This window comes from Arthrobacter sp. UYCu712 (genome assembly GCF_040547005.1).
In the GTDB taxonomy this organism is placed as follows: Bacteria; Actinomycetota; Actinomycetes; order Actinomycetales; family Micrococcaceae; genus Arthrobacter.
Genome location: NZ_JBEPOZ010000029.1, coordinates 1 through 24,991, shown reverse-complemented (window position 1 = coordinate 24,991; position 24,991 = coordinate 1). Strand labels below are relative to the sequence as shown.

23 protein-coding genes and 1 pseudogene are annotated in these 24,991 nt (G+C 62.4%); 17 read left to right on the top strand and 7 right to left on the bottom strand.

Going from position 1 to position 24,991, the window contains the following annotated elements; genetic code table 11:
- Positions 1-72: 72 nt before the first annotated feature.
- Positions 73-951: a LysR family transcriptional regulator gene (locus ABIB51_RS20345; RefSeq protein ID WP_354191166.1), complete on the bottom strand. Its 879-nt coding sequence runs from the start codon at positions 949-951 to the stop codon at positions 73-75.
- Between the two features lie 129 nt (positions 952-1,080).
- Here ABIB51_RS20345 and ABIB51_RS20340 point away from each other — a divergent pair, with 129 nt between their 5' ends.
- Positions 1,081-2,244 (top strand): FAD-dependent oxidoreductase, encoded by a 1,164-nt coding sequence (locus tag ABIB51_RS20340; RefSeq protein WP_354191165.1) that lies wholly within the window; start codon positions 1,081-1,083, stop codon positions 2,242-2,244.
- Positions 2,241-3,488 carry an allantoate amidohydrolase gene (locus ABIB51_RS20335; RefSeq protein ID WP_354191164.1) on the top strand — a complete coding sequence of 416 codons (1,248 nt, stop codon included), beginning with the start codon at positions 2,241-2,243 and terminating at the stop codon, positions 3,486-3,488. The genes ABIB51_RS20340 and ABIB51_RS20335 overlap by 4 nt, the downstream gene beginning before the upstream one ends.
- A gap of 750 nt (positions 3,489-4,238) precedes the next feature.
- Here ABIB51_RS20335 and ABIB51_RS20330 read toward each other — a convergent pair.
- From ABIB51_RS20330 to ABIB51_RS20315, 4 genes are read right to left on the bottom strand one after another with little or no spacing between them, the layout of a single operon-like run.
- Entirely contained in the window at positions 4,239-5,090 is an 852-nt protein-coding gene (locus tag ABIB51_RS20330; RefSeq protein ID WP_354191163.1) for a substrate-binding periplasmic protein, read from the bottom strand.
- A 27-nt stretch (positions 5,091-5,117) separates the two neighbouring features.
- On the bottom strand, positions 5,118-5,759 hold the full coding sequence (locus ABIB51_RS20325) for an amino acid ABC transporter permease (RefSeq protein WP_354191162.1): 642 nt from the start codon (positions 5,757-5,759) through the stop codon (positions 5,118-5,120).
- Between the two features lie 2 nt (positions 5,760-5,761).
- A complete protein-coding gene (locus ABIB51_RS20320) occupies positions 5,762-6,400 on the bottom strand; it encodes an amino acid ABC transporter permease (protein WP_354191161.1) in 639 nt (212 codons plus the stop codon).
- Positions 6,397-7,206: an amino acid ABC transporter ATP-binding protein gene (locus ABIB51_RS20315; RefSeq protein WP_354191160.1), complete on the bottom strand. Its 810-nt coding sequence runs from the start codon at positions 7,204-7,206 to the stop codon at positions 6,397-6,399. Before ABIB51_RS20315 ends, ABIB51_RS20320 begins: the two co-directional genes overlap by 4 nt.
- A gap of 252 nt (positions 7,207-7,458) precedes the next feature.
- Here ABIB51_RS20315 and ABIB51_RS20310 point away from each other — a divergent pair, with 252 nt between their 5' ends.
- From ABIB51_RS20310 to ABIB51_RS20285, 6 genes and pseudogenes are all read left to right on the top strand, one after another.
- Complete coding sequence (locus ABIB51_RS20310; protein WP_354191159.1) at positions 7,459-8,055, top strand: HutD/Ves family protein; 597 nt, start codon at positions 7,459-7,461, stop codon at positions 8,053-8,055.
- A 511-nt stretch (positions 8,056-8,566) separates the two neighbouring features.
- Positions 8,567-9,478 (top strand): proline dehydrogenase family protein, encoded by a 912-nt coding sequence (locus ABIB51_RS20305; protein ID WP_354191158.1) that lies wholly within the window; start codon positions 8,567-8,569, stop codon positions 9,476-9,478.
- A gap of 73 nt (positions 9,479-9,551) precedes the next feature.
- The gene (locus ABIB51_RS20300) at positions 9,552-10,226 is read left to right on the top strand and encodes a GntR family transcriptional regulator (RefSeq protein ID WP_354191157.1); all 675 of its coding nucleotides are present in this window, start codon (positions 9,552-9,554) and stop codon (positions 10,224-10,226) included.
- Positions 10,227-10,276: 50 nt separating this feature from the next.
- Positions 10,277-11,923 carry an L-glutamate gamma-semialdehyde dehydrogenase gene (gene pruA / locus ABIB51_RS20295; RefSeq protein ID WP_354191156.1) on the top strand — a complete coding sequence of 549 codons (1,647 nt, stop codon included), beginning with the start codon at positions 10,277-10,279 and terminating at the stop codon, positions 11,921-11,923.
- 189 nt (positions 11,924-12,112) lie between these two features.
- Complete coding sequence (locus tag ABIB51_RS20290; RefSeq protein ID WP_354191155.1) at positions 12,113-12,910, top strand: IclR family transcriptional regulator; 798 nt, start codon at positions 12,113-12,115, stop codon at positions 12,908-12,910.
- Between the two features lie 143 nt (positions 12,911-13,053).
- Positions 13,054-13,554 (top strand): annotated as a pseudogene (locus ABIB51_RS20285) (transposase family protein); the annotation flags it as partial.
- Between the two features lie 3 nt (positions 13,555-13,557).
- On the opposite strand, the gene ABIB51_RS20280 reads toward ABIB51_RS20285, so the two are convergent.
- Positions 13,558-14,846 (bottom strand): IS3 family transposase gene (locus tag ABIB51_RS20280; protein WP_354191154.1). Its coding sequence is split into 2 segments (ribosomal slippage): positions 13,558-14,573 and positions 14,573-14,846, totalling 1,290 coding nucleotides; the frame shifts between segments, so codons are not numbered across the junction.
- Between the two features lie 158 nt (positions 14,847-15,004).
- On the bottom strand, positions 15,005-15,196 hold the full coding sequence (locus tag ABIB51_RS20275; RefSeq protein ID WP_354191153.1) for a hypothetical protein: 192 nt from the start codon (positions 15,194-15,196) through the stop codon (positions 15,005-15,007).
- Between the two features lie 226 nt (positions 15,197-15,422).
- Here ABIB51_RS20275 and ABIB51_RS20270 point away from each other — a divergent pair, with 226 nt between their 5' ends.
- The 9 genes from ABIB51_RS20270 to ABIB51_RS20230 all read left to right on the top strand — a co-directional run bounded on the left by ABIB51_RS20270 (position 15,423) and on the right by ABIB51_RS20230 (position 23,369).
- A complete protein-coding gene (locus ABIB51_RS20270; protein ID WP_354191152.1) occupies positions 15,423-16,226 on the top strand; it encodes a GntR family transcriptional regulator in 804 nt (267 codons plus the stop codon).
- Positions 16,227-16,284: 58 nt separating this feature from the next.
- Positions 16,285-17,601 carry an MFS transporter gene (locus tag ABIB51_RS20265; RefSeq protein ID WP_354191151.1) on the top strand — a complete coding sequence of 439 codons (1,317 nt, stop codon included), beginning with the start codon at positions 16,285-16,287 and terminating at the stop codon, positions 17,599-17,601.
- 453 nt (positions 17,602-18,054) lie between these two features.
- The gene (locus ABIB51_RS20260; RefSeq protein ID WP_354191150.1) at positions 18,055-18,624 is read left to right on the top strand and encodes a TetR/AcrR family transcriptional regulator; all 570 of its coding nucleotides are present in this window, start codon (positions 18,055-18,057) and stop codon (positions 18,622-18,624) included.
- Between the two features lie 406 nt (positions 18,625-19,030).
- Positions 19,031-19,672, top strand: coding sequence for an alpha/beta hydrolase (locus ABIB51_RS20255; protein WP_354191149.1), 642 nt, complete (start codon positions 19,031-19,033; stop codon positions 19,670-19,672).
- Between the two features lie 17 nt (positions 19,673-19,689).
- Positions 19,690-20,088, top strand: a complete 399-nt coding sequence (locus ABIB51_RS20250) for an alpha/beta fold hydrolase (RefSeq protein ID WP_354191148.1) — start codon at positions 19,690-19,692, stop codon at positions 20,086-20,088.
- Between the two features lie 41 nt (positions 20,089-20,129).
- Positions 20,130-21,116, top strand: coding sequence for an NAD(P)H-binding protein (locus ABIB51_RS20245; RefSeq protein ID WP_354191147.1), 987 nt, complete (start codon positions 20,130-20,132; stop codon positions 21,114-21,116).
- Positions 21,117-21,256: 140 nt separating this feature from the next.
- Positions 21,257-21,754, top strand: coding sequence for a GNAT family N-acetyltransferase (locus ABIB51_RS20240; RefSeq protein ID WP_354191146.1), 498 nt, complete (start codon positions 21,257-21,259; stop codon positions 21,752-21,754).
- A 47-nt stretch (positions 21,755-21,801) separates the two neighbouring features.
- Positions 21,802-22,323: a PaaI family thioesterase gene (locus tag ABIB51_RS20235; protein WP_354191145.1), complete on the top strand. Its 522-nt coding sequence runs from the start codon at positions 21,802-21,804 to the stop codon at positions 22,321-22,323.
- The gene (locus tag ABIB51_RS20230; RefSeq protein WP_354191144.1) at positions 22,320-23,369 is read left to right on the top strand and encodes an SLAC1 family transporter; all 1,050 of its coding nucleotides are present in this window, start codon (positions 22,320-22,322) and stop codon (positions 23,367-23,369) included. Before ABIB51_RS20235 ends, ABIB51_RS20230 begins: the two co-directional genes overlap by 4 nt.
- Positions 23,370-24,991 lie beyond the last annotated feature (1,622 nt).

Sequence of the window (24,991 nt, the reverse complement as noted above, 5' to 3'; positions counted from 1 at the left end):
TCGGCAGCCCTGAACGGCGGCAAACGTAGAAGTCCGCTCAGACTACTTCTGAGATATGTGATCACACAAGGCTTATGTCGGAATTTCTCCTTTGAGGCACAGGATGAAGTCATCTACGGCCGGCGAATGGCCGAAGGCCCGGGCCATATGGAGTTCCGTCTGCGGCCTGCCAGTAAAGCGGCGAGTAGTGACCCCCGGCATCTGGAACCGCTGCACCGATTCCGGCAGGACGGATATCCCCAGACCTGCCGCGACCAGGCCCAGGACAGTTTCTTGGTGGATGGCCTGCTGCACCACGATCGGCGGTGTTCGTAGCGCATCGAAGAGTCGGAGGACCCGCGTCACGAACCCGGGCATCAGGCGGTAGGGAAAAAGGATCATGGGTTCCCCCTCGAGATCCTGAGGGCGAATTTCCTTCGCGGCCGCCAGGTGGTGTGTGTCGGGAAGGACCACCACCAGGTCCTCCGTGCTCAGCAGTTCAAGGTTCAGCCCGGGGATGTCACCCGGATCCCGGATGAGTCCGAGATCAAGGTTCCCGTCCAGCAACTGCTCAATCTGCTCCCCGCTGGTGAGCGGATTCAGGACCAGGTCTATGCGCGGACGCTGTTGGCGGAAGGCCCGGATGGCTTCGGGAACGGTGGTGTAGCTCGCTGAACTGACGAATCCCACCCTGATCTTGCCGCTCTTGCCTGCCGCGACGTCGGCGACATCCCCGGCCGCGTCGTCGATGTCCGAAACGGCAGCCTGGATCCGCTCCTTGAACGCCCGGCCCGCCGCGGTCAGCGTCACGCGGCGGGTGGTCCGGTCAAAGAGCTGGACACCAAGCTCGCGCTCCAGCCTTTTGACGGCGACGGTGAGTGGCGGCTGGGTGAGGTGCAGGCGTTCTGCTGCCCGGCCGAAATGCAGCTCGTCCGCGACGACGAGGAAGTACCGCAGCTGCCGGAGTTCCATGGCGATTCTTTCGATTGACGCTAATAATTACAAGTAAAATGATATTGGACGCGATGCAACTTCGGGTGAGTTACTGGATAAGAAGAGGGCATACCCCCGGTTGCCCATCCTGCGCCTAAGGAGCCATCCATGGAATCGACCGAATACGCCGTCGTCGGCGCAGGGCTGTCTGGAGCTGCCACCGCGTGGCATCTCGCCGCCCTCGGCCACGACGTTGCCCTGCTCGAACGTTCAACCCCCGCGAACGATGCCGGAAGCTCCCATGGCTCGGCCCGGATCTTCCGCTACGCCTATCCCGAGGAGTTCTACACCGGCCTCGTCCAGGAAGCGAAGGCCGGGTGGGACGAGCTGGCCCGTCTGAGCGGCAAGCAACTCATCACCCCCACTGGCGCCGTAGACTACGGCGCCATCCGTCAGCCCGAACGCCTGGCCGCGGTGCTGGCTGCCCGCGGCATTGACCACGAACTTCTCAGCGCGGACCAGGCCAACCGTCGCTGGCCCCAGATCGCCTTCGACACCCAGGTCCTGTGGCACCCCGACGCCGGCGTCATCGACGCGCACGAATCCGTGGCTTCCATGGTGGACCAGGCGGTGGCCCACGGAGCGCAGCTCCACAACAACTGGGCCGTAGCCTCCATCACGGCAGCCAACGGCGGCTACGTGTTGACTTCCGAAGACGGCCGCTCCATCCACGCCGCCAACGTGATCGTCGCAGCCGGCGGCTGGCTTCCACGGCTCCTGGATTCGCTGTCGCTGCCTTCAACGTTCCTGTCTGCAATTCCGCAGATCCAGGTGCGCCAGGAACAGGCCTACCACTTCCCCTACGCCGATCAGCCGGACCTGGCAGAATCGCCGTGGCCCACGTTCATCCACAAGCGCGCAGGCTGGCAGGCCTACGGCCTTCCCGGTGGCCGCGATGCGGACTTCCGAGGGCAGAAAGTCGCCGAATACAACGGCGGCAAGATCCTGCCGTCGGCCGCGGACCAGGACGGACAGATTGATCCCGCCAACCGTCGCCAGGTCATCGAATACGTGAAGCAGTACATGCCGGGACTCATTCCGGAACCGTATGCCGAGACCACCTGCCTTTTCACGAACACCCCCAATGAGGACTTCATCCTGGACCGAGTCGACGGCATCACCATCCTCTCCCCCTGCTCGGGACACGGCGCCAAGTTCGCGCCGCTGATCGGCCAGCTCGCCGCTGGGCTGGCCACGGGCACCGCTTCGGTTCCGGACCAGTTCCGGCTGGCAGCCCAGGCCGGCCACGTGGAAGCAGGTGCACACGCATGACCGCCGCCACCGAAACCTCAACCCAAGGTCCGGCCGCAACCGTCACCGGCCTCCTGGCTGAGATCGCCGGCACCGGTACGGATCAGCTCAGGGGCGGCTACACCCGTCCGGTGTATTCCACCGCAGAGCTTGACCTGCGCAACTGGTTCATTGAACAGGCGGCGAAGCGCGGCCTGAGCGTCGAAACCGACCTCAACGGAGCAATCTGGGCCTGGTGGGATGTACCCGGCGGAGACCGCAGCAACAGTCTGGTGACCGGCAGCCACCTCGACTCGGTGCCCGGAGGCGGCGCTTTTGATGGCCCCCTGGGCGTAGCGTCCGCCCTGGTGGCCGTGGACATCCTCAAATCCCGGATCTCCACGCCTACCCGGCCACTGGCCGTGGTGGTCTTTCCGGAAGAAGAAGGCTCACGGTTCGGCGTCGCCTGCCTGGGTTCCCGCCTCATGACCGGCGCGATCGACCCCGACAAGGCCCGGAACCTCCGCGACCAGGACGGCTCAACCTTCGCGGACATCGCACAGGCCAACGGCCTCGATCCGCGTTTCGTTGGCCGGGATGAAAAGCTCCTAGGCCAAATCGGCGCGTTCGTTGAACTGCATGTTGAGCAGGGCCGCGGGCTGATCGATCTCGACCAGCCCATAGCGATTGCTTCCTCCATCCTCGGCCACGGCCGCTGGCGCCTGAGCGTCCACGGACAGGGCAACCACGCCGGAACAACGCTGATGGCCGACCGGCATGACCCCATGGTGTCGGCTTCCAGGATGGTGGTCGCCATCCGCGACATCGCTCGCAACCAAACCTGCGCCAGGGCGACCGTCGGACGGCTTCAGCCGGTGCCCGGCGGGACCAATGTCATCGCCTCACGTGTGGACTTCTGGCTGGACGTGCGTCACCCCGACGACGCCGTGACAGCGCACGTTGTGGAGGCCATCCATGCCCAGGCCCGGCTCATTGCGGCCGAGGAAGGCTGCACCGTGGAGCTCCGTGAGGAATCCCTGAGCCCCACCGTGCACTTCGATCCCGCCCTGCAGAAGGAGCTCCAGCTGGCCCTGCCGCAGGCTCCTATCCTGGACACTGGGGCCGGACACGACGCCGGCGTCCTGGCGCCTTACGTTCCAACAGCCATGGTCTTTGTCCGGAACCCGAGCGGGGTGTCCCACTCCCCCGAAGAACACGTGGTCGACGAGGACGCCGAAACCGGGGCACGCACCCTGGCCGATGCCCTTCACGGACTGATGGCCTAACTAAATACGAAGCACCCGCGCCGACCTGTTCGGCGCGGGTGCTTTCCTGTGCCCTTGAGGCTGGACCCTCCTGTCCACTTCTCCACGTACTGGCAGCCCGGCGCCACGGGACCTTCAGATTGGACCAAGGCATTCGGCGGCTTTGGCATGCCAACTAAGCCATCAAGGTTAGACGGTCACTTTAGTGATTTTGCCTTATCCGGCTGCGGTTGGCGCGGCACGTGACAGGAGCTGATTCTGGTTGCGCCGCCCGATTTGTTCGCCGAGAACGGGCGGGATGCCTCTATGCGTGAGGCCGCGCGACGCGCCGGCGTGGGTGAGCCAACCCTCTGGGCCGTTTCTCCTTAAAGGAGGAGCTGGTTGCGGAAGCTTTCGCGGACAAGGTGGCGGTGCGTGCCAACCGTGTTCAGGCCATGCTGAAGGACCCAAACCCAGGAGCCGGGGTTCCGCCACTCCGTCGCCGAAGACATCGTGCTGGTGCTCATGGCTCACGCATGCCTTGCCTGGGCCGGCGGCCCGATGTCCGCAGCGTTCTCGCCGCGGTTGGGGGCGTCCCTATTTGAGGCTTTCGGTCTGGGCACCGGCGGCGACTTGGCGCCTCCACCGTCGGTGGGCCAGACATACCGGGCGCTGCTTCCGCCTGCACCACCAAATACGCCATAAACGAGTTCCCACTAACACCCGGGGAACGCAAAGACGGTTGGATCCTCTGGAAGGATCCAACCGCCTTTGTGTGTGAGCGTCTGCGGATCAGCTGCCGGCGGCGGCCTTCACGTCAGCGGCCGTGCCTGGCAGGCCGTTGTCTTCGAGTGCTTTCTTGAGGGATCCGTCTTCACGCATCTTCTCGACGATTTGGTTGACGGCGTCCCGCAAAGTGGTCTTGGTCTTGTTCACCAGTACGGCGGTTTGTGCCGCGCCTACGGAAGCCTGGATCCTCTCGTCCGGCTTGAGTTCAGCGACCTTCAGCTTGCTGTCATTGTTGCTCTTGACGAGCTGCAGGGCAGCGCCGTATGTCATCACGCCTGCGCCGGCCCGGCCGGACTTCACGTCCTGGTAGACAGCGTCCTCCGTGGCGTAGAGCTTGACCTTGTCTGTGCCCAAGGTCTTCTGGAGGTCACCGACCCACAGGTATCCCTGCGGGGTTCCTACCGAGCCGCCGGACACGCCGTCGATGGTGTCGGCGCCGCTGGAGGTCAGCAGGGCCATTTTGTCCAGGTACACGGGCTTGCTGACGGCGAACTGCTGTCCGCGCTCTTCATTGATGTACCAGTTACCGGCCGTCAGGTCGACGCTGCCGTTCTTTACGGACTCAATGATGGCGGTGAAGCTGGACGTCTTGGCATCCGGCTCGAGGCACAGGTCCTTGGCTACCCTCTTGAGGACTTCGCCGTCGACGCCGGAGAGCGAGCCGCCCTTCATAGACACGTACGGCGGGTACTCGGCGACGGCCATGGTGAGCTTGCCTTTAGTGGCAGTCTCGACGCCGGACACTACCGGCGTGCAGCCGGCCGCTACGGTGGTGGCGGTGCTTGAGGTGCCGCCGCAGGCTGCCAACGGCAGGACCGCTGCGAACATAACGGCTGTGATCTTGAACTTACGCATGGAAGATGCTCCTGGAGGTGGAAAGGGTTAGTGGGCGGTTTTGCTGTGGATGGCGTCTACGAAGCGGGATACGAGGATGGACAGCGCGGCGTAGATGAGTCCGGCAAGGATAAAGACGCTCAGGAATTCAAAGGTCACCGACCCGATCTGATAGGCGCTGTTCAGTAGTTCCGGGAGGGCGATCGCGTAGCCGAGGCTCGTGGCCTGGAACACGATGACGCTGTAGGACATGAGGGGAGGCACGATGGCGCGGAGTGCCTGTGGGAGAACGATGTAACGTGCTTCGTCTGTCCAGTTCAGTCCCAGGCTTTGGGCGGCCTCGATGTGTCCGCGGGGAACACTGAGGAGTCCGGCCCGGAAGATCTCGCTGGTGTACGCCCCGGTGTTGAAGGCAATAGCGACGACGGCCGCGGCAAACGACTCAAGCACGATACCGCCGTCGGGCAGACCGAAATAGACAACGTACAGAACCACCAACAGCGGAATACCGCGGCCGAGCTCGACGACGAGAATGGTCGCCTGGCGCAGGATGCGGGTACGGGAGATCATCCCGAAGGCGAAGACAAGGCCCAGCGGCAGGCCCAGCAGAAGGCTAAGACCGGTTACTGCAAGGCTGGTCTGGAGGCCGGAAAGGAGGCCCGGCAGCCATTGAATCCATTGCTCAAACATGTTCACACCGCGCTTCGGGTTCGAATGAAGGTGTCTGCCTTGCGGGCAAGGACAGCCATGGGGACGCTGACGAGCATGTAGACCACACCGGCGGCCAGGAAGATCGGCAGGCCGGGGTTGCCCTGCTGGTTCAGGGTCAGCGCCTGGAACGCGATGTCACTGACACCGATGACGGAAGCGACTGCCGAGTCCTTGAGCAGCCCCACCGCATAGGAAGCCGACGGCGGGAGCGCCACCCCAATGCCCTGGGGTGCGATGACGCGCCAGAACGTGTCGCCTTTTGAAAGGCCAAGGGCTCCGGCGCCCTCCCACTGCCCGCCGGCAACAGCCTGGATGCCAGCACGGTAGTTTTCCGCAAGGTACGCGGTGGAGACTGCACCGAGGGCCAGGCAGGCTGCCAAGAGCGGCGGGAGGGTGACGTAGCGCCCGAGCCCGTAGAAAAGTACCAACATCCAGGCAATGGGTGGAATGCCTCGAACAACTTCGATGTAGGCCGTGGCCAGCAAGCGCAGCGGCACAATGTCTGAGAGCCTGGCCAATGCGAGCGGGACGGCACAAAATGCACCGATCAGGAAGGATCCAAAGGTGATGATCACCGTTGTACCCAGGCCCTGGAGAAGGAAGGGGATTGCCTCGATCACCGTTCCAGCACCGCCTCTAGGAACTTCTTGGTCCGGGCCTCGCGGGGTGCCCCGAAAACCTGCTCGGGAGCTCCTTGCTCCACGATCCGCCCGTCGGCCATGAAGACTGTGCGGTCCGAGACCCTGCGGGCGAAGGACATTTCGTGCGTCACCACAAGCATCGTCATGCCGGTTGCCGCGAGTTCCTGCATGACCGCCAGCACTTCCCCGCCCAGTTCGGGATCGAGGGCGGATGTCGGTTCATCAAAGAGCATGATCTCGGGGTCCAACGCGAGTGCTCGGGCGATCGCAATGCGCTGCTGTTGCCCGCCGCTGCACTTGCTCGGGCGGGCGTCCGCCTTGTCTCCAAGGCCCACGCGCGTCAGTAATTCCATGGCCCGTTCCTCAGCTTCCTTGCGGGAACGTCCCAGGACCCGCTCCTGAGGAAGGGCCACATTGCGCAGCACACTGATGTGCGGGAAGAGGTTGAAGGACTGGAAAACCATCCCCACCTGACGGCGCAGGTTCATCAGCTCGTTGCGGGTGGGCTTCGAAGCGATCTTCACGGTGGGCTTGCCGTCGATCAACAGCTCGCCGCTCGATGGCGTCTCCAGATAATTCACGCAACGCAACAGTGTGCTCTTGCCGGCGCCGCTAGGACCGATGAACGCCACGACTTCACCGGCGTTGACGTCCAGGGATATATCGGACAGGACGGTATTCCCGTTGAATTCCTTGTGGATGTCCTTCAGCTGAAGCTGCGGAGCCTTCAGCGCGTCGGTGGTGCCGGCCGCACCCTGGGTGCGGTTTTGTTGATTGTCGGTCACTGGGTACTCATCCTCCAGATGGGCGCCGGGAGGCGCTGGTGCCGGCGGGCTTTCACCCGCCGACTGATGGTCTTTAGCCCTGGCGTTCAGTGCCGGGAAGATCGGCCTCCGGGGAACGGTGGTCGAATGTGGTTGGTGTCACACATAAAATGTAATCTGTGATCACATATCCGGTCAATAGTTTGGTGTAACGGGTTTGTAAACTTGTTCCAACCCCGCAGCTTTGACCTGCCGCACCTGCAAAGGAAGCACATGACTACCCCATCGGATCCAAGAGTGGTCCTCCCCCTTGACCTCCCCCAGACTGCCTGGGCCAACGGCGCAGGCTATACGAGGGAGATCAGCGTCGGTACCACAAGCGGACCAGAGCGCTCTTCGGACAGGCACTACACGGACTGCGAGTGGCGGCTCAGCCTGGCCGAGCTGACGCGGACGGCCGATTTTTCGATCCTCCCCGGAATCGACCGGGTCTTTACGCTCGCAAGCCAGGGACCCTTGGCGATGACCGTAGACGGCATCGAATGCACTTTGCGGCTCGGTCAAAAAGTTGAATTCACGGGAGAAGTAGCCGTAACGATCGAACTCGCTTCGGCTGAGCCCCAGCTTGGCTTGAATCTTATGACCCGTCGCGGCTCCTGCACCGGACGGACGAGCGTTCAGCGGCTGAACGGCAAAGTGGCACTGGATCCCGGCACCGGCATTGTTGCGGCAACCGTCCTGGAAGGTACAGCCACCACATCTGATGGCAGGAAACTAGCGGACCTGGCCACCCTGGTCCTGGGCGCACACACCGAGGAGCTCGAAGCCCAGGGGTGCCTCTTGGCTATTACCACGGTCCACAGAGCGTAGTTGCGGGCCCGCCCGCGGCTTTAGTCCGTTTCCGGCCCTGTGCAGTAAAAGCAACCGTCTACTGCGAGGCCGTTTCTGCAGACATCGTCGTCATCGGGCAGTTCCACGCCATCTGCTGGAATCCTGTTCATGGGTGATCTTCTTTCAGGTTCGAAGGACGGTGCGCGCGGCCGGCCGACTGCTTTGGGGGCGGGCGGACGCCAAGGTGAAGGTCTTTGGTTTCCGGGGGCCCGCTCTGGCGCGGGTGAAATGGCCCTTAATATGCCGGCCATCATCCAAGCAAAGCCGTTGGCAGAGCTAGGCACTGAATTGCCACTGTTCTCAACCCCGGGAACCACTTTTAATTTGGTTCAACTATACCCATTGTGTGATTTGTGATCACAAGATAAGGTGGTCTAACAGCGCTCGAAAGAGAGTTGGGCCACATTAACTGCCCCTGCCCTCGCATACAGCGAATGGCCAGCAGCCGGGAACCGCGGTCCCACCGCGGCGACTCTTAGGAAGTGCACCTATGCCGAACCGACTTCTCCTGCATGTCGCAGAGAATAAGAAACTTGAAGCCATTGCCACGCGCAATCGGCTAACCCGCCCCATCGTGGACAGGTATGTCGCGGGCCGCGGCTTGGACGAAGCCTGGACTGCGACGAAGGCCCTCAACCGGGCTGGTATCGATGTCAGCCTGGACCTTTTGGGCGAGTCGGTACACCACCTTGCCCAGTCCAAGGCGGCGACCCAGGAATACCTGGGCGCCATCGAGAATATCCGAAACCAGGCCCCGGGCTCAACCGTCTCGGTGAAGCTCTCCCAGCTTGGCATCATGATCGACCCCCAGGAGTGTGCGAACAACCTGAAGGCCCTCCTGACCGCTGCCACCACCCACGGGGCAACCGTGGAGGTCGACATGGAACACAGCTCGGTGGGCCGGGAAACCCTCGCCATTTACAAGAGCATCCTGCCGGACCACCCCAACAGCCGGCTGGCGATCCAGGCCAACATGCGCCAAACGCCCGAGGACCTGTTGTCCTTCACGGACATCAAGCCCCGGATCCGTCTTGTCAAAGGCGCCTTTGACGAATCCTCGTCCGACGCTCTCTGCGACGCGGACGAGGTCACCGAGCAATACAAGTATCTTTCCCGCTGGGCACTTCAGCACCTGCCGGACCCGGCCTTCGGAACCCACGACGACACCTGCATCGGTGTCGTCAAGGAAACCGCGGCCGAGCTAGGACTGGACAAGCGGGACTTCGAATTCCAGATGCTGTACGGAGTCCGGAGGAAATTGCAGGATGAGTTGGTCCGCGACGGATACCGCGTCCGCGTGTACCTCCCCTACGGAACGCAGTGGTACCCGTACCTGATGCGCCGGATGGCTGAGAAACCAGCCAACCTGCTGCTCTTCCTTCGCTCCCTCATCGGAGGCTGATGTGGCATTGACGTAAGCTGAATTGTGATCAAATATCACGCTTAGCGGCCGCGAGCTAGAAACGGAGTACTTCATGAGCCTTCCAATGACCCGTCCAGTCACCCCCACGTTGGTGGCTGACCAGGTGTACGAGGTCCTGGAGAACGCCATCCTGACCGGATCCTTGGAATCCGGGTCACCCCTTCGGGTCCGCGACCTGGCAGCCATGGTAGGCACCAGCGTCATGCCCGTCCGGGAGGCCATCCGCCGCCTGGAAGAAGCAAGACTGGCCACCCGCATCCCCCACAAGGGTGCAGTGGTCAGGACGTTCACTGCCACCGAGCTGATCCACATCTACGACGTACGTACCATTCTCGAGGTACAAGCAGCGACCCTGGGAGCCCCCAACGTCAGCCGCAAGAACCTGCGGGAGATGGAAAACTCCTGCGAAAAGATGCAGAAGGCCGTTGCGGACGGCCGCATCATCGACGCCCTGGACCTTGACGAGGACGTTCTCCGGACCCTTTACCGGGCCTCGGGCAATCCCGTCCTCGTTAGCACCATCGAACAACTTTGGCTCCAGTGCCGGCCCTACAAGGTGATCGGCGCAACGGAGGCCCTTGCCAAGAACGACAACACGCTCTGGACCCCGCAACCAGCCTTGGTCCAGGCACTCATCGCCGGCAACACCGCCGCAACCACCACTATCACCGCGGACTCCCTCGCCAGCGCCCTGCGCCGGCTGGAGCTCCGACTCGAAACCCAATAACCAGCCCGGGGCCTACTGCCCGGGAACGTCCAAAAGGAGAAACCCAGATAATGTCCACCCAATCTGTCAGCGTTGCTGGAAACTTCAAGGTCCCTACGCCCTACAACGAGCCGTCGCGGGAATTCCGTCCCGGCTCACCGGAGGCGGCCTCGGTCAAGAAGATGATCGCCGAGGTCTCATCCAGCGTCCGCGACCTTCCCCATGTCATCAACGGAGTACGCTCCATGACCGGGGAGCTGCGCAACGTCACAGCCCCCCACCGCCACGCCCAGGTATTGGGCCGCATCCCCACGGCAGATGAGGCAGTAGTCCAGTCTGCGATCGACGCAGCCCTGGCAGCCCAACACGACTGGTCCCGGACTCCCTGGTGGGAACGCGCCGCGATCTTCCTGCGCGCCGGAAACCTGGCCGCCGGCAAGTACCGGGACGAACTGGTAGCCACCACCATGCTTGGGCAGTCCAAGACGTTCCACCAGGCAGAGATCGACGCCGCCAGCGAAGTAGCGGACTTCTTCCGCTACAACGCCCACCTCGCCCAGCAGATCTTCGCTGATCAGCCCGAGTCCCTGCAGGGCGAAGGCAACTCGCTGGACCAGCGCGGCCTGGAAGGCTTCGTCCTGGCCATCACCCCGTTCAACTTCACCGCCATTGCCAGCAACCTTCCCACCACTGCCGCACTCATGGGAAACACCGTTGTCTGGAAGCCCTCCGAGAAGTCGGCCCTCAGCAATGACGTCCTTATGCGGATGTTCGAGGAAGCCGGCCTTCCGCCAGGTGTGATCAACCTCGTCCACGGCTCGGGCCGTGCGATCTCCGACCAGGCGATGAGCCACCCGGACTTCGCCGGCCTGACCTTCACGGGTTCCACGGACGTGTTCCGCAGCCTCTGGAAAAAAGCCGGAGACAACATCGACCAGTACCGCTCCTTCCCCCGTCTGGTAGGCGAAACGGGTGGCAAGAACGCTGTGGTGGCACACCCCAGCGCCGATCCGGACGCCCTGCGCGCTGCCCTGATCCGGAGTGGCTTCGAGTACTCGGGCCAGAAGTGCTCCGCGGCATCGCGCACCTACATCCCGCGCAGCATCTGGACCCAGATCAAGGACGAACTCGTCGAGACCGTCAAGTCGCTGCGGGTGGGCGACGTGGCCGAGCACGAGACGTTCCTCGGAGCAGTCATCGACGAAACATCGCTCCGCAAGCTGGAAGGTGCCCTCGAGAAAGCCAAGGCCCTTCCGAGCCACACCCTCCTGGCCGGCGGCAGCGTCCACGCCGAAGAGGGGTGGTTCGTCGAACCCACGATCTTCGAGACCACCGATCCGCACGCCTTCACCATGAGCGAAGAGTTCTTCGGCCCCATCCTGACGGTCTACGTCTACGAGGACAACGAGTGGGAGTCCGTCCTGGACCTGGTGGACCAGACCAGCAACTATGCCCTGACCCTGTCCATCTTTGCCAATGACCGTCGCGCCGTCTCGCTTGCCCTGGACAAGCTCCGCAACGCCTCGGGCATGACGTACATCAATGACAAGCCCACCGGCGCCCTCATGGGACAGGTCGCCTTTGGCGGCGGCCGCGGCTCCGGCACCAATGACAAGGCCGGTTCCCGCCTGGCCCTGCAGCGGTGGCTCAGCGGCCGGTTCATCCACGAGAACTTCTCGCCGTCCAGCGAATGGCGGCAGCCATACCTCGCCCAGTAACAAAACCGCGGCCCCACTGACGGGGCTTCCCCTGACCGGCCGGGTGCGCTTTGGCGCACTCAGCCTCCAACCGCCGTCGAGCCTCTCTCGCAACGCTCCGAACGGCTTCCAGCAGCCGCCGCCCGATCATGCTCAGGCGGCGGCTGCTGCACTCTCTCCGGCCTTCCACACAGCCACGGAAGTTCTCCCATGAAGAAACGTATTCTCACGCATAAACCAACGGCCCCTAACCATGCCTCAACCGCGTCACCCAAACGGCGTGACGAACGCGGGACAGGGATGTCCATCCTGCTGCTGTTCGCCCGCCACCGGAGCCTTAGCAGCTCGCAGATTTCAGGCCTTCTGCGGCTTCCAGTGTCCACTGTTTACCGGCATCTCCAGACCTTGTTGCAGGCCGGCTTCGTCGTGGAAAGCCAGGTTATCGGCCGTTATTCAGCGGGGCCGGAGGTGGTGCGGCTAGCCGACAACTACCGCAATGAAGCCTTGGCACAAGGGGTGGTGAGGCAGCGGCTTGAACAGCTTTCACGGGAAACCGGAGAGTTGGCTGCCTTCCTGGTTCAGAGCAGCAGCGAGGCCCTCTGCGTCGAATCGGTGGAGAGCGAGCACATCCTCAGTTGCAGTTATGCCGCCGGACGCTCGCGTCCGCTTTTGCACGGGGCCAGCGCGCGGGCGATGTTGTCCGCCGTGCCGGAGGATGAAGTCGATGCAATTCTTGCGGGGCATTTCCTTGGCCGAGAAGAAGAAGCCACCATCCGTGCCGACCTCGCTGAGATCAGGGAGGTCGGCTATGCAACGAGCTCGGGCGCCCTCGCTCCGGGCATCTGGGGCGTAAGCGCCCCCGTCTTTGTCGAGGCCGGCGGCCTCGCAGGCGTCGTCACCACCATGGTCCCCCTTGAACGGGCTGAGTCAGAGGACGCCCGTGCCCGGTTCATCGACTGCACCTGCCAGGCAGCCGCGGACCTTGGCCATGTGACTGCACCCGTCTGACGCGGGTTGCGGCATTCCTAAGCCTTGATCCACCGATGTTGATCGGGATGCCTGCGGCGGTTTAAACCGAGAATGCCTGTCTTTTCACGGAGAATGAAGCTTGTCTAGAACTCATTTTCACCGAAAAGAGAGGCACCTCGTAGATGCAAGTTTCCCACAGGGACGCCGTGTTGTCAGTTTCGTTCGACGAGCCGAACCTCGTGTCTTCGGCCGGGCTGGTCCCGATGATGGTGTTGGCCCGGGACGCCGGGCTGCACGAGCTGGTCCCGATGAATGGCTGTCGGTTCCGACGGACAAGGGCGCGAACGCCGGGATTGAAGGTTGCTTCCCTGGTGGCCGGGATGGTCTCCGGCGCGGACAGTATTGATGAGATGGCCCTGCTGCGCCACGGCGGAATGAAGCGGCTCTTCACCGCTTGTTACGCGCCTTCCACTCTGGGTTCGTTCCTGCGTGCCTTCACGTTCGGGCACGTGCGCCAATTGGACGCTGTCGCCTCCGCGTTCCTGGCCAATCTGGGGACCCGGGCCGCGCTGCTCGGGAGCCCCGGTGCGGAGGATTTCGTGTTCGTCGATGTCGATGACACGATCATCGAGGTCCACGGCTACGCCAAGCAGGGTTCCGGCTACGGGTATGAACCGTCCCGGGAATCATGCCGCCTGTTTGTTGGCGGCGTCGTCGGGTAACGGGCCGGTTTCTCGAGCATAGTATGCCTGCTCGAATTCCTCGGGCGTCTGGTGCCCGAGGGAGGAATGGAGGCGCTGGTTGTTGTACCAGCGGACCCACTCGAAAACGATCTCCATCACGTCGGTTTCGGTCTTCAACGCCCCCGTGCGGAACGGTGAATCCTTCGCGACAGCCTCGTTCTTGAACAGCCCCATCACGGTCTCCGCGGCAGCGTTGTCATATGCGTCACCGACGCTGCCGATGGAGGGCTGGAGTCCTTCCAGGGCCAGTGTGTCGGTGTAGCGGATGGAGGTGTACTGAGAGCCGGCATCGGAGTGGTGGATCAGTCCCGCTGGCACGGGCCGGCCGGTGTGTTGGCGCCGCCACAGGGCCATTCTCAGGCAGTGTTCGACGAATGCGGTGTCCTTGACGGTCGAGGTTTCCCAGCCGACGATCGCCCGGGAGTACAGGTCGATGACCAGGGCGACATAGACGAATCCGGAGTAGACCGGGACGTAGGTGAAGTCGGTCACCCAGATCTGGTTCGGGGCCGGGGAGGTGAAGTCCCGGTTCAGCAGGTCGCCGGCGCGGCGGCCGTCCTTGCCCGGGATCGTGGTGCGGGTCTTGCGGCCTCGGACGAGGCCGCTCATCCCTTCTTCGCGCATGAGCCGGTCCACGGTGTGTTTGGAAGCTTCGGGGAAGCCGTTGCGGCGCAGCCACTGCGTCATTTTCCGTCGCCCGTAGATGATCTCGGGCCGGGGTCGTCCCTTCGCGTCGGGGACTTTCAAGCTGCGCAGCGCATCGGTGATGCGGGCGTCTTCGATGGTGCGCAGGGCTGGCAGGCGTTTCTTCCACGCCCGGTAGGTTCGTGCGGCGACCTGCACGCCCTGCTCCCGCAGGACGGCGCAGATCGACTCGAGCGCATGACCAACAGCGCGCATTTCGTCGATGAATCGACAGATCAGCGGCGGCGAGGGTCGAGCTCCCTCGCGAAGAAAATCGAGGCCTGTTTGAGGATCTCGTTGGACTCTTTCAAGTCCCGCACTTCAGCCCGGAGCCGCTTGATTTCCTCCAGCTCCTCACTGCTTGGTCCGGCCTTCTCTCCCGCATCGACTTGGGCTTGGACAACCCAGCGGCGCAGCGATTCAGGGCCGACCCCGAGCTTTGGCGCCAGCGCCTTGCAGGCAGCATAGACAGACGGGTATTCGGGCAATCGATCCAAGGTCATGCGCACTGCACGATCACGGACTTCGGGCGGGAACTGCTTGGGCATAATCACTATCTTTCTCACAGAAGATAGCGGCATCAAACCCGGGACGGTTCAGTTCCAACGCGATCAACGATCCCCGCCACACGGGTTCCGGAGAGGCTTCCGGGAAGCGGCTTAATTGTGGGCTGATTGTGACGTTCGGACATTCGGTCCTCAGGGTTTCAGCACAGGTCGTCGGCCACGTTCCGCTGACGGCTGGGTTCGGGGCTCCAGCAGAAGGGGCAATCCAGCGAAAACTCTCCACCGGTGCAACCTGTCCAGGTGCGCCGGTCGGCCGCTTCCTGCTTCAAGGCTGGAAGTGCGTCGTAGTGCAGGCGCTGCTGGGTGGTTCTTGGGGCTGTCAGCTTCTTCATGGCTGCGGTTTCCTGGTCTTAGTGGCTTTGGACAAATGTTGTCCTTGGGGCCCGGCCTCTGTCGGTGATATGGCACTGGGTGCGTGCCGCTACTGCTCACTTGACTTCTCTACGGCGTGCTTGGCGCCTTTACTCCAGTTTAGATATGTGATCACAAATCACGCAATAGCTAGGCTGGAGATTTTTGGATCATGTTTAGCTTTGGAACATGTTTAGGAGTGTGTGCATGACGCTTGACACTGGCAATACGAGCAAAACAGGGCCGCTCGCCATTAGGATCGTTCCCATGCCAGGAAAAAAAGCGGATGCTGCCCAACAACAGGAGATCAAGAAGCCCTTGTTGGGGGCCCAGTCCGGATCCTTTCCGGCCTTTTCGATCACACCCACCCTTGTAGCGGATCAAGTCTACGAGGCCCTGCGCACCGCGATTCTCACCGGCGAATTGGCCGGGGGCTTCCCTTTAAGGGTCCGGGACGTTGCTGCGATGGTCGGTACAAGCGTGATGCCGGTCAGGGAGGCCATTCGCCGGCTGGAAGAGACAGGACTGGCCACTCGGGTGGCGGCCCACCGGGGGGCAGTCGTCCGTGAATTCACCGTCGATGAACTGATCCATATCTACGAAGTACGGGCCACATTGGAGGTTGAGGCCGCCCGCCGCGGAGCTGCCAACGTCACTGACGCTGACGTAGCGCGCATGGAGGCTGCCTGCGCCCGAATGCAAAAAGCGGTCACCGAACGCCGCGTGTGGAATGCCTTGGATGATGACGAAGACCTGCTCCGCACCCTGTACTCCGCAGGCGGCAACCCGGTCCTGATGGACCTCATAGAAAATCTCTGGCTTCAGTGCCGGCCCTACAAAGTCATCGGCGCCACGGAAGCAATCGAGCACGACGACGCCAGTCTTTGGACCCCACAGCCCGCCATTTTGGAAGCCGCCCGGGCAAGGGACGTGAAGGCAGCCGCTAAATTGACCAAGCAGTCCTTGACCAGTGCTCGCCAGCGCCTCGAGAAGCGCCTCGTCCCCCAGTAGGCATCATTCGCCCGGAGCGGTCTCGTCAGGATCGGTCTTTTGTAGGACACTCAAGGTGATGCCACCATCAGTAAACGTAGAGGACCTTCCCCTCAACAGCTTCCATAAGCGGCTGGCTGTCTATTCTGCGGGCGGTCCCTTCCTTGATGGCTACGTCTTGAGCATCATCGGCGTTGCGCTGGTCCAAGCGACTCCACAACTGGAGCTGACCGTCTACTGGGAAGGCCTGATCGGCGCCTCCGCGCTCGTAGGAATCTTCATTGGCGGATTCCTCGGCGGATGGCTGACCGATAAGTTCGGACGGCAAACCCTTTACACTCTTGACCTCGCCGCAATCGTCTTGTGTTCAGCGCTGCAATTTTGGGTTCAGGACGCCGTTGGATTATTTGTGCTCAGGCTCCTGATAGGCATCGCGGTGGGCGCCGATTACCCGATAGCCACGTCGCTGCTCGTTGAGTTTACTCCTCGAAGATATCGGGGACCCCTAGTGGGCGGCCTGATCGTCATGTGGTTTGTGGGTGCCGCAGTCGCCTACATCGTGGGTGAACTCCTGCTCCAAACAGGACCTGACGGATGGCGGTGGATGCTGGCCAGCGCCACGCTCCCGGCTTTGGTCTTCCTCATCCTCCGGCACGGCACTCCCGAATCACCTCGATGGCTCGCCAACAAAGGGCGAGTGGAAGAAGCGAGAGCCGTAGTTGCCCGGGTCTTCGGCGAAGGCGTGAAGCTGGCGAGCTTCGAGTCGCCCGCGGGCGATCGCGTGAGTGCCGGCGTCCTGTTCCGGTCCGGGTACGGCGGCCGTATCTTCTTCATATCCGTCTTCTGGACCTGCTCCATCATTCCGCTGTTCGCGATTTATGCCTTCGCGCCCAGGATCCTCGACGCGCTCGGCCTAGGAGGGACCATGGCCAACTTTGGATCCGCTGCCATCACCGTCCTCTTCCTGTTGGGAGCGCTGGTGTTCGTCCTGTTAATCAACCGCTTGGGACGCAGAAAAGTGATCCTCCACAGCTTCCTGTGGTCGGGCCTTGCACTGCTGGGATTGGGTCTCATCCCCCAGGCTTCCCCCACCGTCACAATGCTTCTTTTTGCCGGATATGCGGTTTTTATTGGAGGAACACAAATCCTGCAGTGGGTGTATCCCAACGAACTCTTTCCAACCGAGGTGCGGGGAACCGCCGTTGGGCTCGCATCCTCGTTGAGCCGGATTGGCGCGGCAGCAGGCACCTACCTTGTTCCGCTCTCGCTGACCGAGCTGGGGATCGGAGCGACGGTGCTGATCGCCGCGGGCATCACACTGGTCGGCTTCCTCGTCAGCCTTAGGATGGCCCCCGAAACCCGAGGACTCGGACTGGAGGAGGCGGCGTCGCTTTAGCTGCTGGCGAAGCTCGCCGAGCCGTGCCCCTAGAGCCCTATCTACCTCTGGCAAGCACCGTCGCCGAAAACCAAAAAACTTGGATCCGCAACAGTCAGCACTCGACAGTTGTCTACTTGGTGGCTCTTCAGGAACGATATGGCTTCTGACTGGGAAGATCCGCCTGTCCCCCGCAGGCGGACCTTCTCAGTGCCTTGACCGATCGACCGAGGACGGGTTCCTATTGCCGCTCACCCGCCTACAAGGCGCCCGTCCTCGCATCTGCACTGCCCTTAAGTATCGGAGAGTCGCTGCGCCAGTTCTCCGGCTGGACCCTCTCCTGTTGAGCGCGACATCTAAGAAACCAATCGGTTGCAGGAGGCGTATACCGATCGGTTTTGCACTGCAAATGCCAGCCCGCCGTCGCGGACCGATCGGTTTCACTTTCAGCGAATTTCGCGTTAACCTCGGAGTATGTCCACAGCAACGAATCCGAGTTCCCGAGAGCGACTACTGGAGGCGGCGGCAACGCTTACCTATCGGGACGGTGTCGGGATCGGCATCCAGGCGCTATGCAAAGCGGCCGGGGTGTCCAAGCGTTCCATGTACGAGTTGTTCGTCAGCAAGGACGACCTACTGGCCGCGAGCCTGGAGCAACGCTCCTCCGCCTTCGTCGCGGGGCTCCTGCCTACGGCGGGCGATGGCCGTTCGCCTCGGGAGCGTATCCTGCACGTCTTCCAACAAGTGGAATTGCAAGCCGGCGCGCCCGAGTTCCAGGGCTGTCGGTACCTGGCAGTGCAGATCGAACTCAAGGATCATAGCCACCCCGCAAGCCAGGTAGCCCAACGGATCAAGGGAAACTTGGCGGCTTTTTTCCGCACCGAGGCTGCACAAGGTGGCGCGGATGATCCTGACCTGCTGGCCCGACAGCTAAGTCTGGTCTTCGACGGCGCGAGCGCACGGGCGGGCATCGGAGCTGACAACCTGAGAGGGCTCATCACGCCCACCGTCAACACACTGCTCGACGCAGCAGAAATGCGTTAGTAGTCGCGTTCCTAACCAAGGACCGATGACTTAGTGCCCTCGCGCAGAATCGATGGTGCGTGCAGCGCTTCGCATCGATTCATAACCCGGCGGTACACCCACGACTGGAGGCGCCAGGGCGTCCGAGTGCTGAGCCAGCTGCCGTCCGAGACGAAGACGCCATGGTTGCATCGGCACTCGAAGGCTTGCCAGCTGGATCGCCCTGGATCCTGACAGGGCCATCCAGTTTGCAATAACAGGACCGATCGGTTTACGGTAATAAAACCGACCGGTTTTACGAAGCTCGAAGCCACCTATCACAGCACCTTAGGGCGGATTCGAGCTCGGTCAAATCCCGTTCTACGCTGCCAGTCACGGGAACGCAGCCGAAGAAGTACCCCTCAATCCAGATTTGCAGGAAATCCTTGTGCACAGTTCACTCACCCACCGCTTCGTCGACGTAAATGGCGTCCGGCTGCACATTGCCGAGCAGGGCGAAGGCCCGCTGGTGCTGCTACTCCACGGCTGGCCAGAGAGTTGGTACTCCTGGCGCCACCAGTTCGGGGCGCTTGCGGGGGCCGGGTACCGGGTCGTAGCCCCCGACCAGCGCGGCTACGCCCGCAGCGAGCAGCCGGCAGATGTCACGTCGTACACGCTGCTCCACCTCGTCGGCGACGTGATCGCCCTGATCGAGGAGCTGGGCGAGGAGCAGGCGATCCTTGTGGGCCACGACTGGGGTGCACCGTTGCGTGGACCGCGGCAATGTTGCGCCCGGACAAGGTCCGCGCGGTGGCCGGACTCAGTGTCCCGCCGATTCTGCCCGGCGGGATGGTCCCGCCCTCGATCACGCGCACCCAGTACGGCGAGGGCTTCTACCAGGTCTACTTCCAGCGGCCGGGAGTCGTTGACGCGGAGCTCGCCAAGGACATCCCGGACTCCTTCCGCCGCATCCTGGTCGGCGCCTCAGGTGACAACCCCCTCAGCACGGAGCCCCGCCCGCTGGTCATACCGGAGGGCCTGGGACTCCTGGACACCATGCCGGAATCTCCCCCTCTCCCGGCCTGGCTGACGGAAGAGGATATCCAAATGTACGCCGAGGACTTCGCCCTGCACGGGGAGCAGGCCTTCACCGGAGCCTTCAACTGGTACCGGAACATCGAACGCAACAACGAACTGCTCGCGCCTTTCCGGGGCCGCGGGATCGACGTCCCCGCGCTGTATCTGGTGGGAGACCGCGACATGGTCACCTCCCTAAGCGGCCCAGGCGGGCTGGCCTCGCTGACCGCGCTGGTGCCTGGACTGCACGACGCGGTGGTGCTGCCGGGCTGTGGGCACTGGACTCAGCAGGAGCGTCCCGGCGAGGTAAATGCCGCGCTCCTCGAGTTCCTCGCCGGCATCGACGGCCACGCGAACCCATGGCACGACGCCGAACCACTGTGCCGGCATCATTCGGCCAAGCACATCCTGGACTCCCTGAACATCTGACCGCCCAGCTAGACAAACCTCAATCAGACAAAAGGACACAAATGACAGAGCGTAATCCCATCCTGATCACCGGCGCGGCCGGCGAAATCGGTGGTGTGAGCAGGACGATGGTCGACATGCTGATTGAACAAGGGCACCCGGTGCGCGCGTTCGTGCGACAGGACGACGTGCGCGCGGACTCGCTCCGCCGGGCCGGGGCCGAGGTCTTCGTCGGTGACCTGCTGAACATCGCCGACGTGACCGCTGCACTGAAGGGCTGCCGGCGCATCTACTTCAGCATGAGCCTGTCGCCGTACTACACTGACGCCGTCAGCCTGATGGCAGCGGCGGCGCGGGCACAGGGCGACATCGAAGTCTTCGTCAACATCTCCGAGTACGAGCAGTGGTTCATGCCGTTCGAGAAGATGACCGCACCAGTCGAAGAACGGCGTGAGTGGCTGGGCGGACTCGTCACCGACTGGTCACCGCAGCATCGGGCCCACTGGGTGGCCGAGCAGGTGCTGGACTGGTCTGGTGTCCCGACCGTCAACGTTCGGGCGGCCATATTCGTCGAGAACCCCATCCTGACGTGGCTGGCGCTGGAGCCGCTGGGCAATGGCGAACTGCGCCTGCCCTTCGGTACCCAGCGGTTCGCGCCCATCGCCGGTTACGACGTCGCGGAACTATGCGCGAAGATCCTCCTCGACCCGGCACCGCATATCTCGAAGTCCTACGAGCTCACCGGTCCGGAACTCAAGGACATGCACGAGTTCGCGGAAGACTACGCAGCCGCGCTGGGACGCCAGGTCACTTACATTCCCGAAGATGTAGAAACCTGGAACGAGCAGTACGTGGACAGTGCCATGGCCGCCCATCCACACATAGCGGAGCACCTGAAGTCACTGACCCGGCTGGTCGCCGGCGGACGCTACGGCGCCGCCGGAGTCAGCGAACATCTCGAAACCCTGCTCGGGCGGCCGCCGAAGACCGTGCGGTGGGCAATAGAGAACCATCCCCGCATCCGGAAAATGGCATCTGTGAGCCACTGAGCAGTCCAAAGCACAACCAGACCCCCGTATTGGAGTCCCCGGCTCGGGGACTCCAATACGGCTGGAAACAGAGGAGCGCCGCCCAGAAAATGCATGATCAAAGTAGGAATTGCGACCACGGTTATCTGAAGGAGGGTGTCGTGTCGGCTGAGAAATTGGCTCTGCATCTGGAGGAAGTTAGTTTTGAAGATCCGCGTGCTGCACGACTGCGGGAGCTGCTGATCAAAGAACTCCTCGCCCGGTACGCCACGGCGGAAGAGCCCACCCTTCCGGCCGCCGTCAGGTCTGCACTAAGCGTCCCGGCCGAAGACTTTGTCGCGAATGTCCTCGTTGTTACCTCCTTCGGGCACGCGATAGGGCACGGGGCACTTCGCCTGCTGGACGGGGAATGGGAAGTCAAGCGTGTCATCGTTGAACCCGCAGCGCGTGGCCTCGGAGCGGCGAGTCAACTCATGGCCGGACTGGAGCAAATCGCAGCTGCGGCTGGCGCCAGACGGGTCATTCTTCAAACCGGCGGCAAACAACCAGAAGCAGAAGCCCTCTACCGAAAGATCGGCTACAGGCAAATTCCGGTGTATCCGCCCTACAACACGGCGATACCGTTGTCAGTCTGCTTCGAGAAGCAACTTGAGGGTTGAGTCCCAGAACCCGCAAGACCCGCAGAGAACCTAAGGAGGGTACCCCTATGTCAACCAACACGTCAGCGGAACGCTCGGAAACCTTCACCTGGACGGATCCAGCGATCGCGCTCGAACAACTGCCACGACTGTCTTGTCTGGACTACTTTTCCGGCCTCCGCGACGGCAGCCTTTCGCCGCCGCCGATCGCTTCCCTCATGAATTTCGATCTCGTCGATGCGGAGTACGGACACGTCGAGTTCGAGTGCTGGCCTGGAGAAGCGCACTACAACCCCCTCGGAAACGTGCACGGCGGGCTGGCCTGCACGCTCCTCGACACGGTGCTCGGCTGCGCAGCACACAGTACGCTGGAAGCAGGGATCGGATACACCTCCATCGACCTGGCGGTCAAGTACCTGCGACCCATCACGCTCCAGAAGGGTGCTCTTCGCGCAGAGGGGTCAGTCGTGAAATCCGGCTCGCGCATGATATTCACCGAAGGCCACCTCAGCACCGCCAGTGGAGAGCTCCTCGCCACGGCGACGAGCACGCTGCTCATCTTCACCCACCAACCGGGCGCCCTGACATGATGACTGATACCGGTACCGATGTTGCGCTGACGCCTACGTCTCAGGGTCGCGCCTTGTCCCCGGCCACCCTTTCGGGAATGCCGGCTTTGAGCCGCTTCGGCATTCCCTTGGGGCTTGCTGGTCTCGGCGGCGGCTGGTCGGCCGCGAGGAGCTCTCTCGGATCCCCGATGTGGCCGGAGGAAATTCTTTACGTAGCAGCCAGCTCTCTGTGGCTGGTCCTGACCGCCGTCTACGTGTTCCGTGGCCTTCGCAGAAGAGGAGCATTCCGGGCCGACCTGAGACATGAACTGGCGGGGCCATTTGCATCCTTCATCCCACTGGTGGGGATCCTGCTTTCGTCGCACTACAGCCAGTATCTGCCGCCATGGGGCGCCTGGCTGTGCACGGCTTTCATTGCCGCCCTTGCCATCGTCGCTGCCCAGCTCCTCGCTCACTGGATCACCGGCGGGGTATCCATGCAATCCATCCATCCCGGCTACTTGCTGCCCGTCGTGCCCGGATTCTTCGTTGCCAGCATCGGATTCTCAACCGTCCACGCCCACAGTGCGGCCATGGCCGCGTTTGGCATCGGCGCGTTCTTCTGGCTGGTCATAGGAACCGTCGTCACCGTGCGCCTGATGACGGGCGGCGAGCTGCCACCAGGAGCCAAGATCGGACTGTCCGCATATCTGGCTGCGCCTGCAACGGCCAATATCGCCTGGATGGTGTCACATCCAGGACCCGTGGGGGGAGTGCAGCTCGGCCTAACAGGCGTGCTGTTGATCATGGCGCTGATGCAGGTCATGCTCCTCCCCGAGTACAGCAGGCTTCCCTTCACGCAAATGTTTTGGGTATTCACTTTTCCTGTTGCTGCCACCTCGAACTATGCCATCCGCTGGCTAGCGACAACCGATATCCCCGGGCGGGAAATTTATGCCTGGACGGTTCTCGGCCTCGCAACAGCCTTTACCCTGCTCATTGCCGCGCGCACCGCCCTCACCGCCATTTCCCCAAAGTCAGCTGCAGGAAAGCAGGTCCGAAGCCCGCTTTCGAGTGTTGGCCCCTAGAAGTCGATCCCCTACCCAGCGACGGAAATGCCTGGGGTCAAGCCCGTTGAAGACATGACGCTGAAACAGCTATCCAATGCGATTTTCATTGCAGCGACTCTCCTCGATAACGGCCACGTACTCGATGTGTCAGCTGCCCGTCGGGCACGAGGAACCTATGACAATCTCCCGGACCTGTTGGGTGAGCGCTACCCCAAAGATGATCGGGAATAGTCGGATTGAGTGTCCCGTGAGTGAAGGACCAGTCTCACCGTTTCGTTGAAGGCCATCCTGAGAACTGGTGGTTACCGGTGGGAGGATCACGAGGCGCAGCACGTGGCGTTCATCCCTGCTCGATATCCTCATGGCTTGGTGGGCTCGATTGAGGAGCCGCGTCTCGGCGGAGACAGACCTGGAGCCGCTGGTCAGGTTTGGAGATGGAATAATCCTGGCCGTGGGGGCCTGTTCAATGGCCACGTTCACGACCCAAGCGAGGAGCCGCATAGGGGCCGCGGCCTCCGTCACCGACATTCCGACGTGAACGAGTCAGAACAGCTATATCGGAACTGGCCGTCAGCCACGATCCAGGGCCACAAATAGTCAGCAGTTCATGTTGTCTCCGGCCATAGCCGCCATGAACTGGTGAAGACGAAAACCAACAGGAAGGACCAAGGATGAACTCCCAGAGGAAGTCTGTTCAGTCGGGACCCGGCTGGCCGGACTGAACCGGCTCCCCCACACAACCGAATAGGGGCCCGGGAACCCACACACCTCCCGGAGAAGCAGGTCAGAGGCAAGAGTGTGCACATTGTGCACACGGAAAAGTGCCAATTTCAGAGAAAAACGCCTCTGACCTGCTAAAACACTGTGCCCGAGGTGGGACTCGAACTGCATTCCAGCCCTTGAAAACACTGGGAACTCCCGCAAACATCCCCAATACGGCCCAGTCCGGCCGATGTACGACCCGATCCGAAGCCGAAAGTGTGGACAGTGTCCACACTTCCTTTTGCCCATTTTCCGCCACTCCCCCGGCCGACTGCCGCGCCGGTCCGAGCGCGGCAGTTCCATCTTGAGCGTGATTTCGTTCCGCTCCGAACTACTAGGCTCCGGAGCCAAGGCTGGGGCCCGGTCGCCGGCCGCGATCGAGCACCCGCCCGTAAGGCAAGGCACGCGGTGACAGTCGGTGAGCGTCATGGCGACTGGTTCCCCCTCTCCGCACATCTCATGGTCAAACGTGCGGGATCCCGCATGACAGGCGATAGACCGCCCCCGTACCGGCGACGGCGTGCCCGACGCCGCATTGCCCGTTTGCGAAGCCATCCTGATGGACCAGGTGATCCGTCCTGAGCCGTTCTCGATCCCAATCAGCTGGGCGGGTCGTCGGCGCATCTAGAGGAGCTAGCGCGTCAGTGCGAGAACGACGAAACGTAAGTTATCGGCGCTTTTGAATGGGCGGGGGAGCGGCCGCGAAAGGGAGGCGTCAGGCCCTATTCTGGTTCGGCCCATTCGGGGGCGGCCACGATGAGCCCCTCATTGGGCAGCGCCTGCTGGGGTTGCCCGCAAATCGTGGACAGTTGATCAGGCGGCTTGTGCCGGCTGAGGTTTTGTTATGGCGAGGAATCGTTCGTGTTCCACGGGTGTGG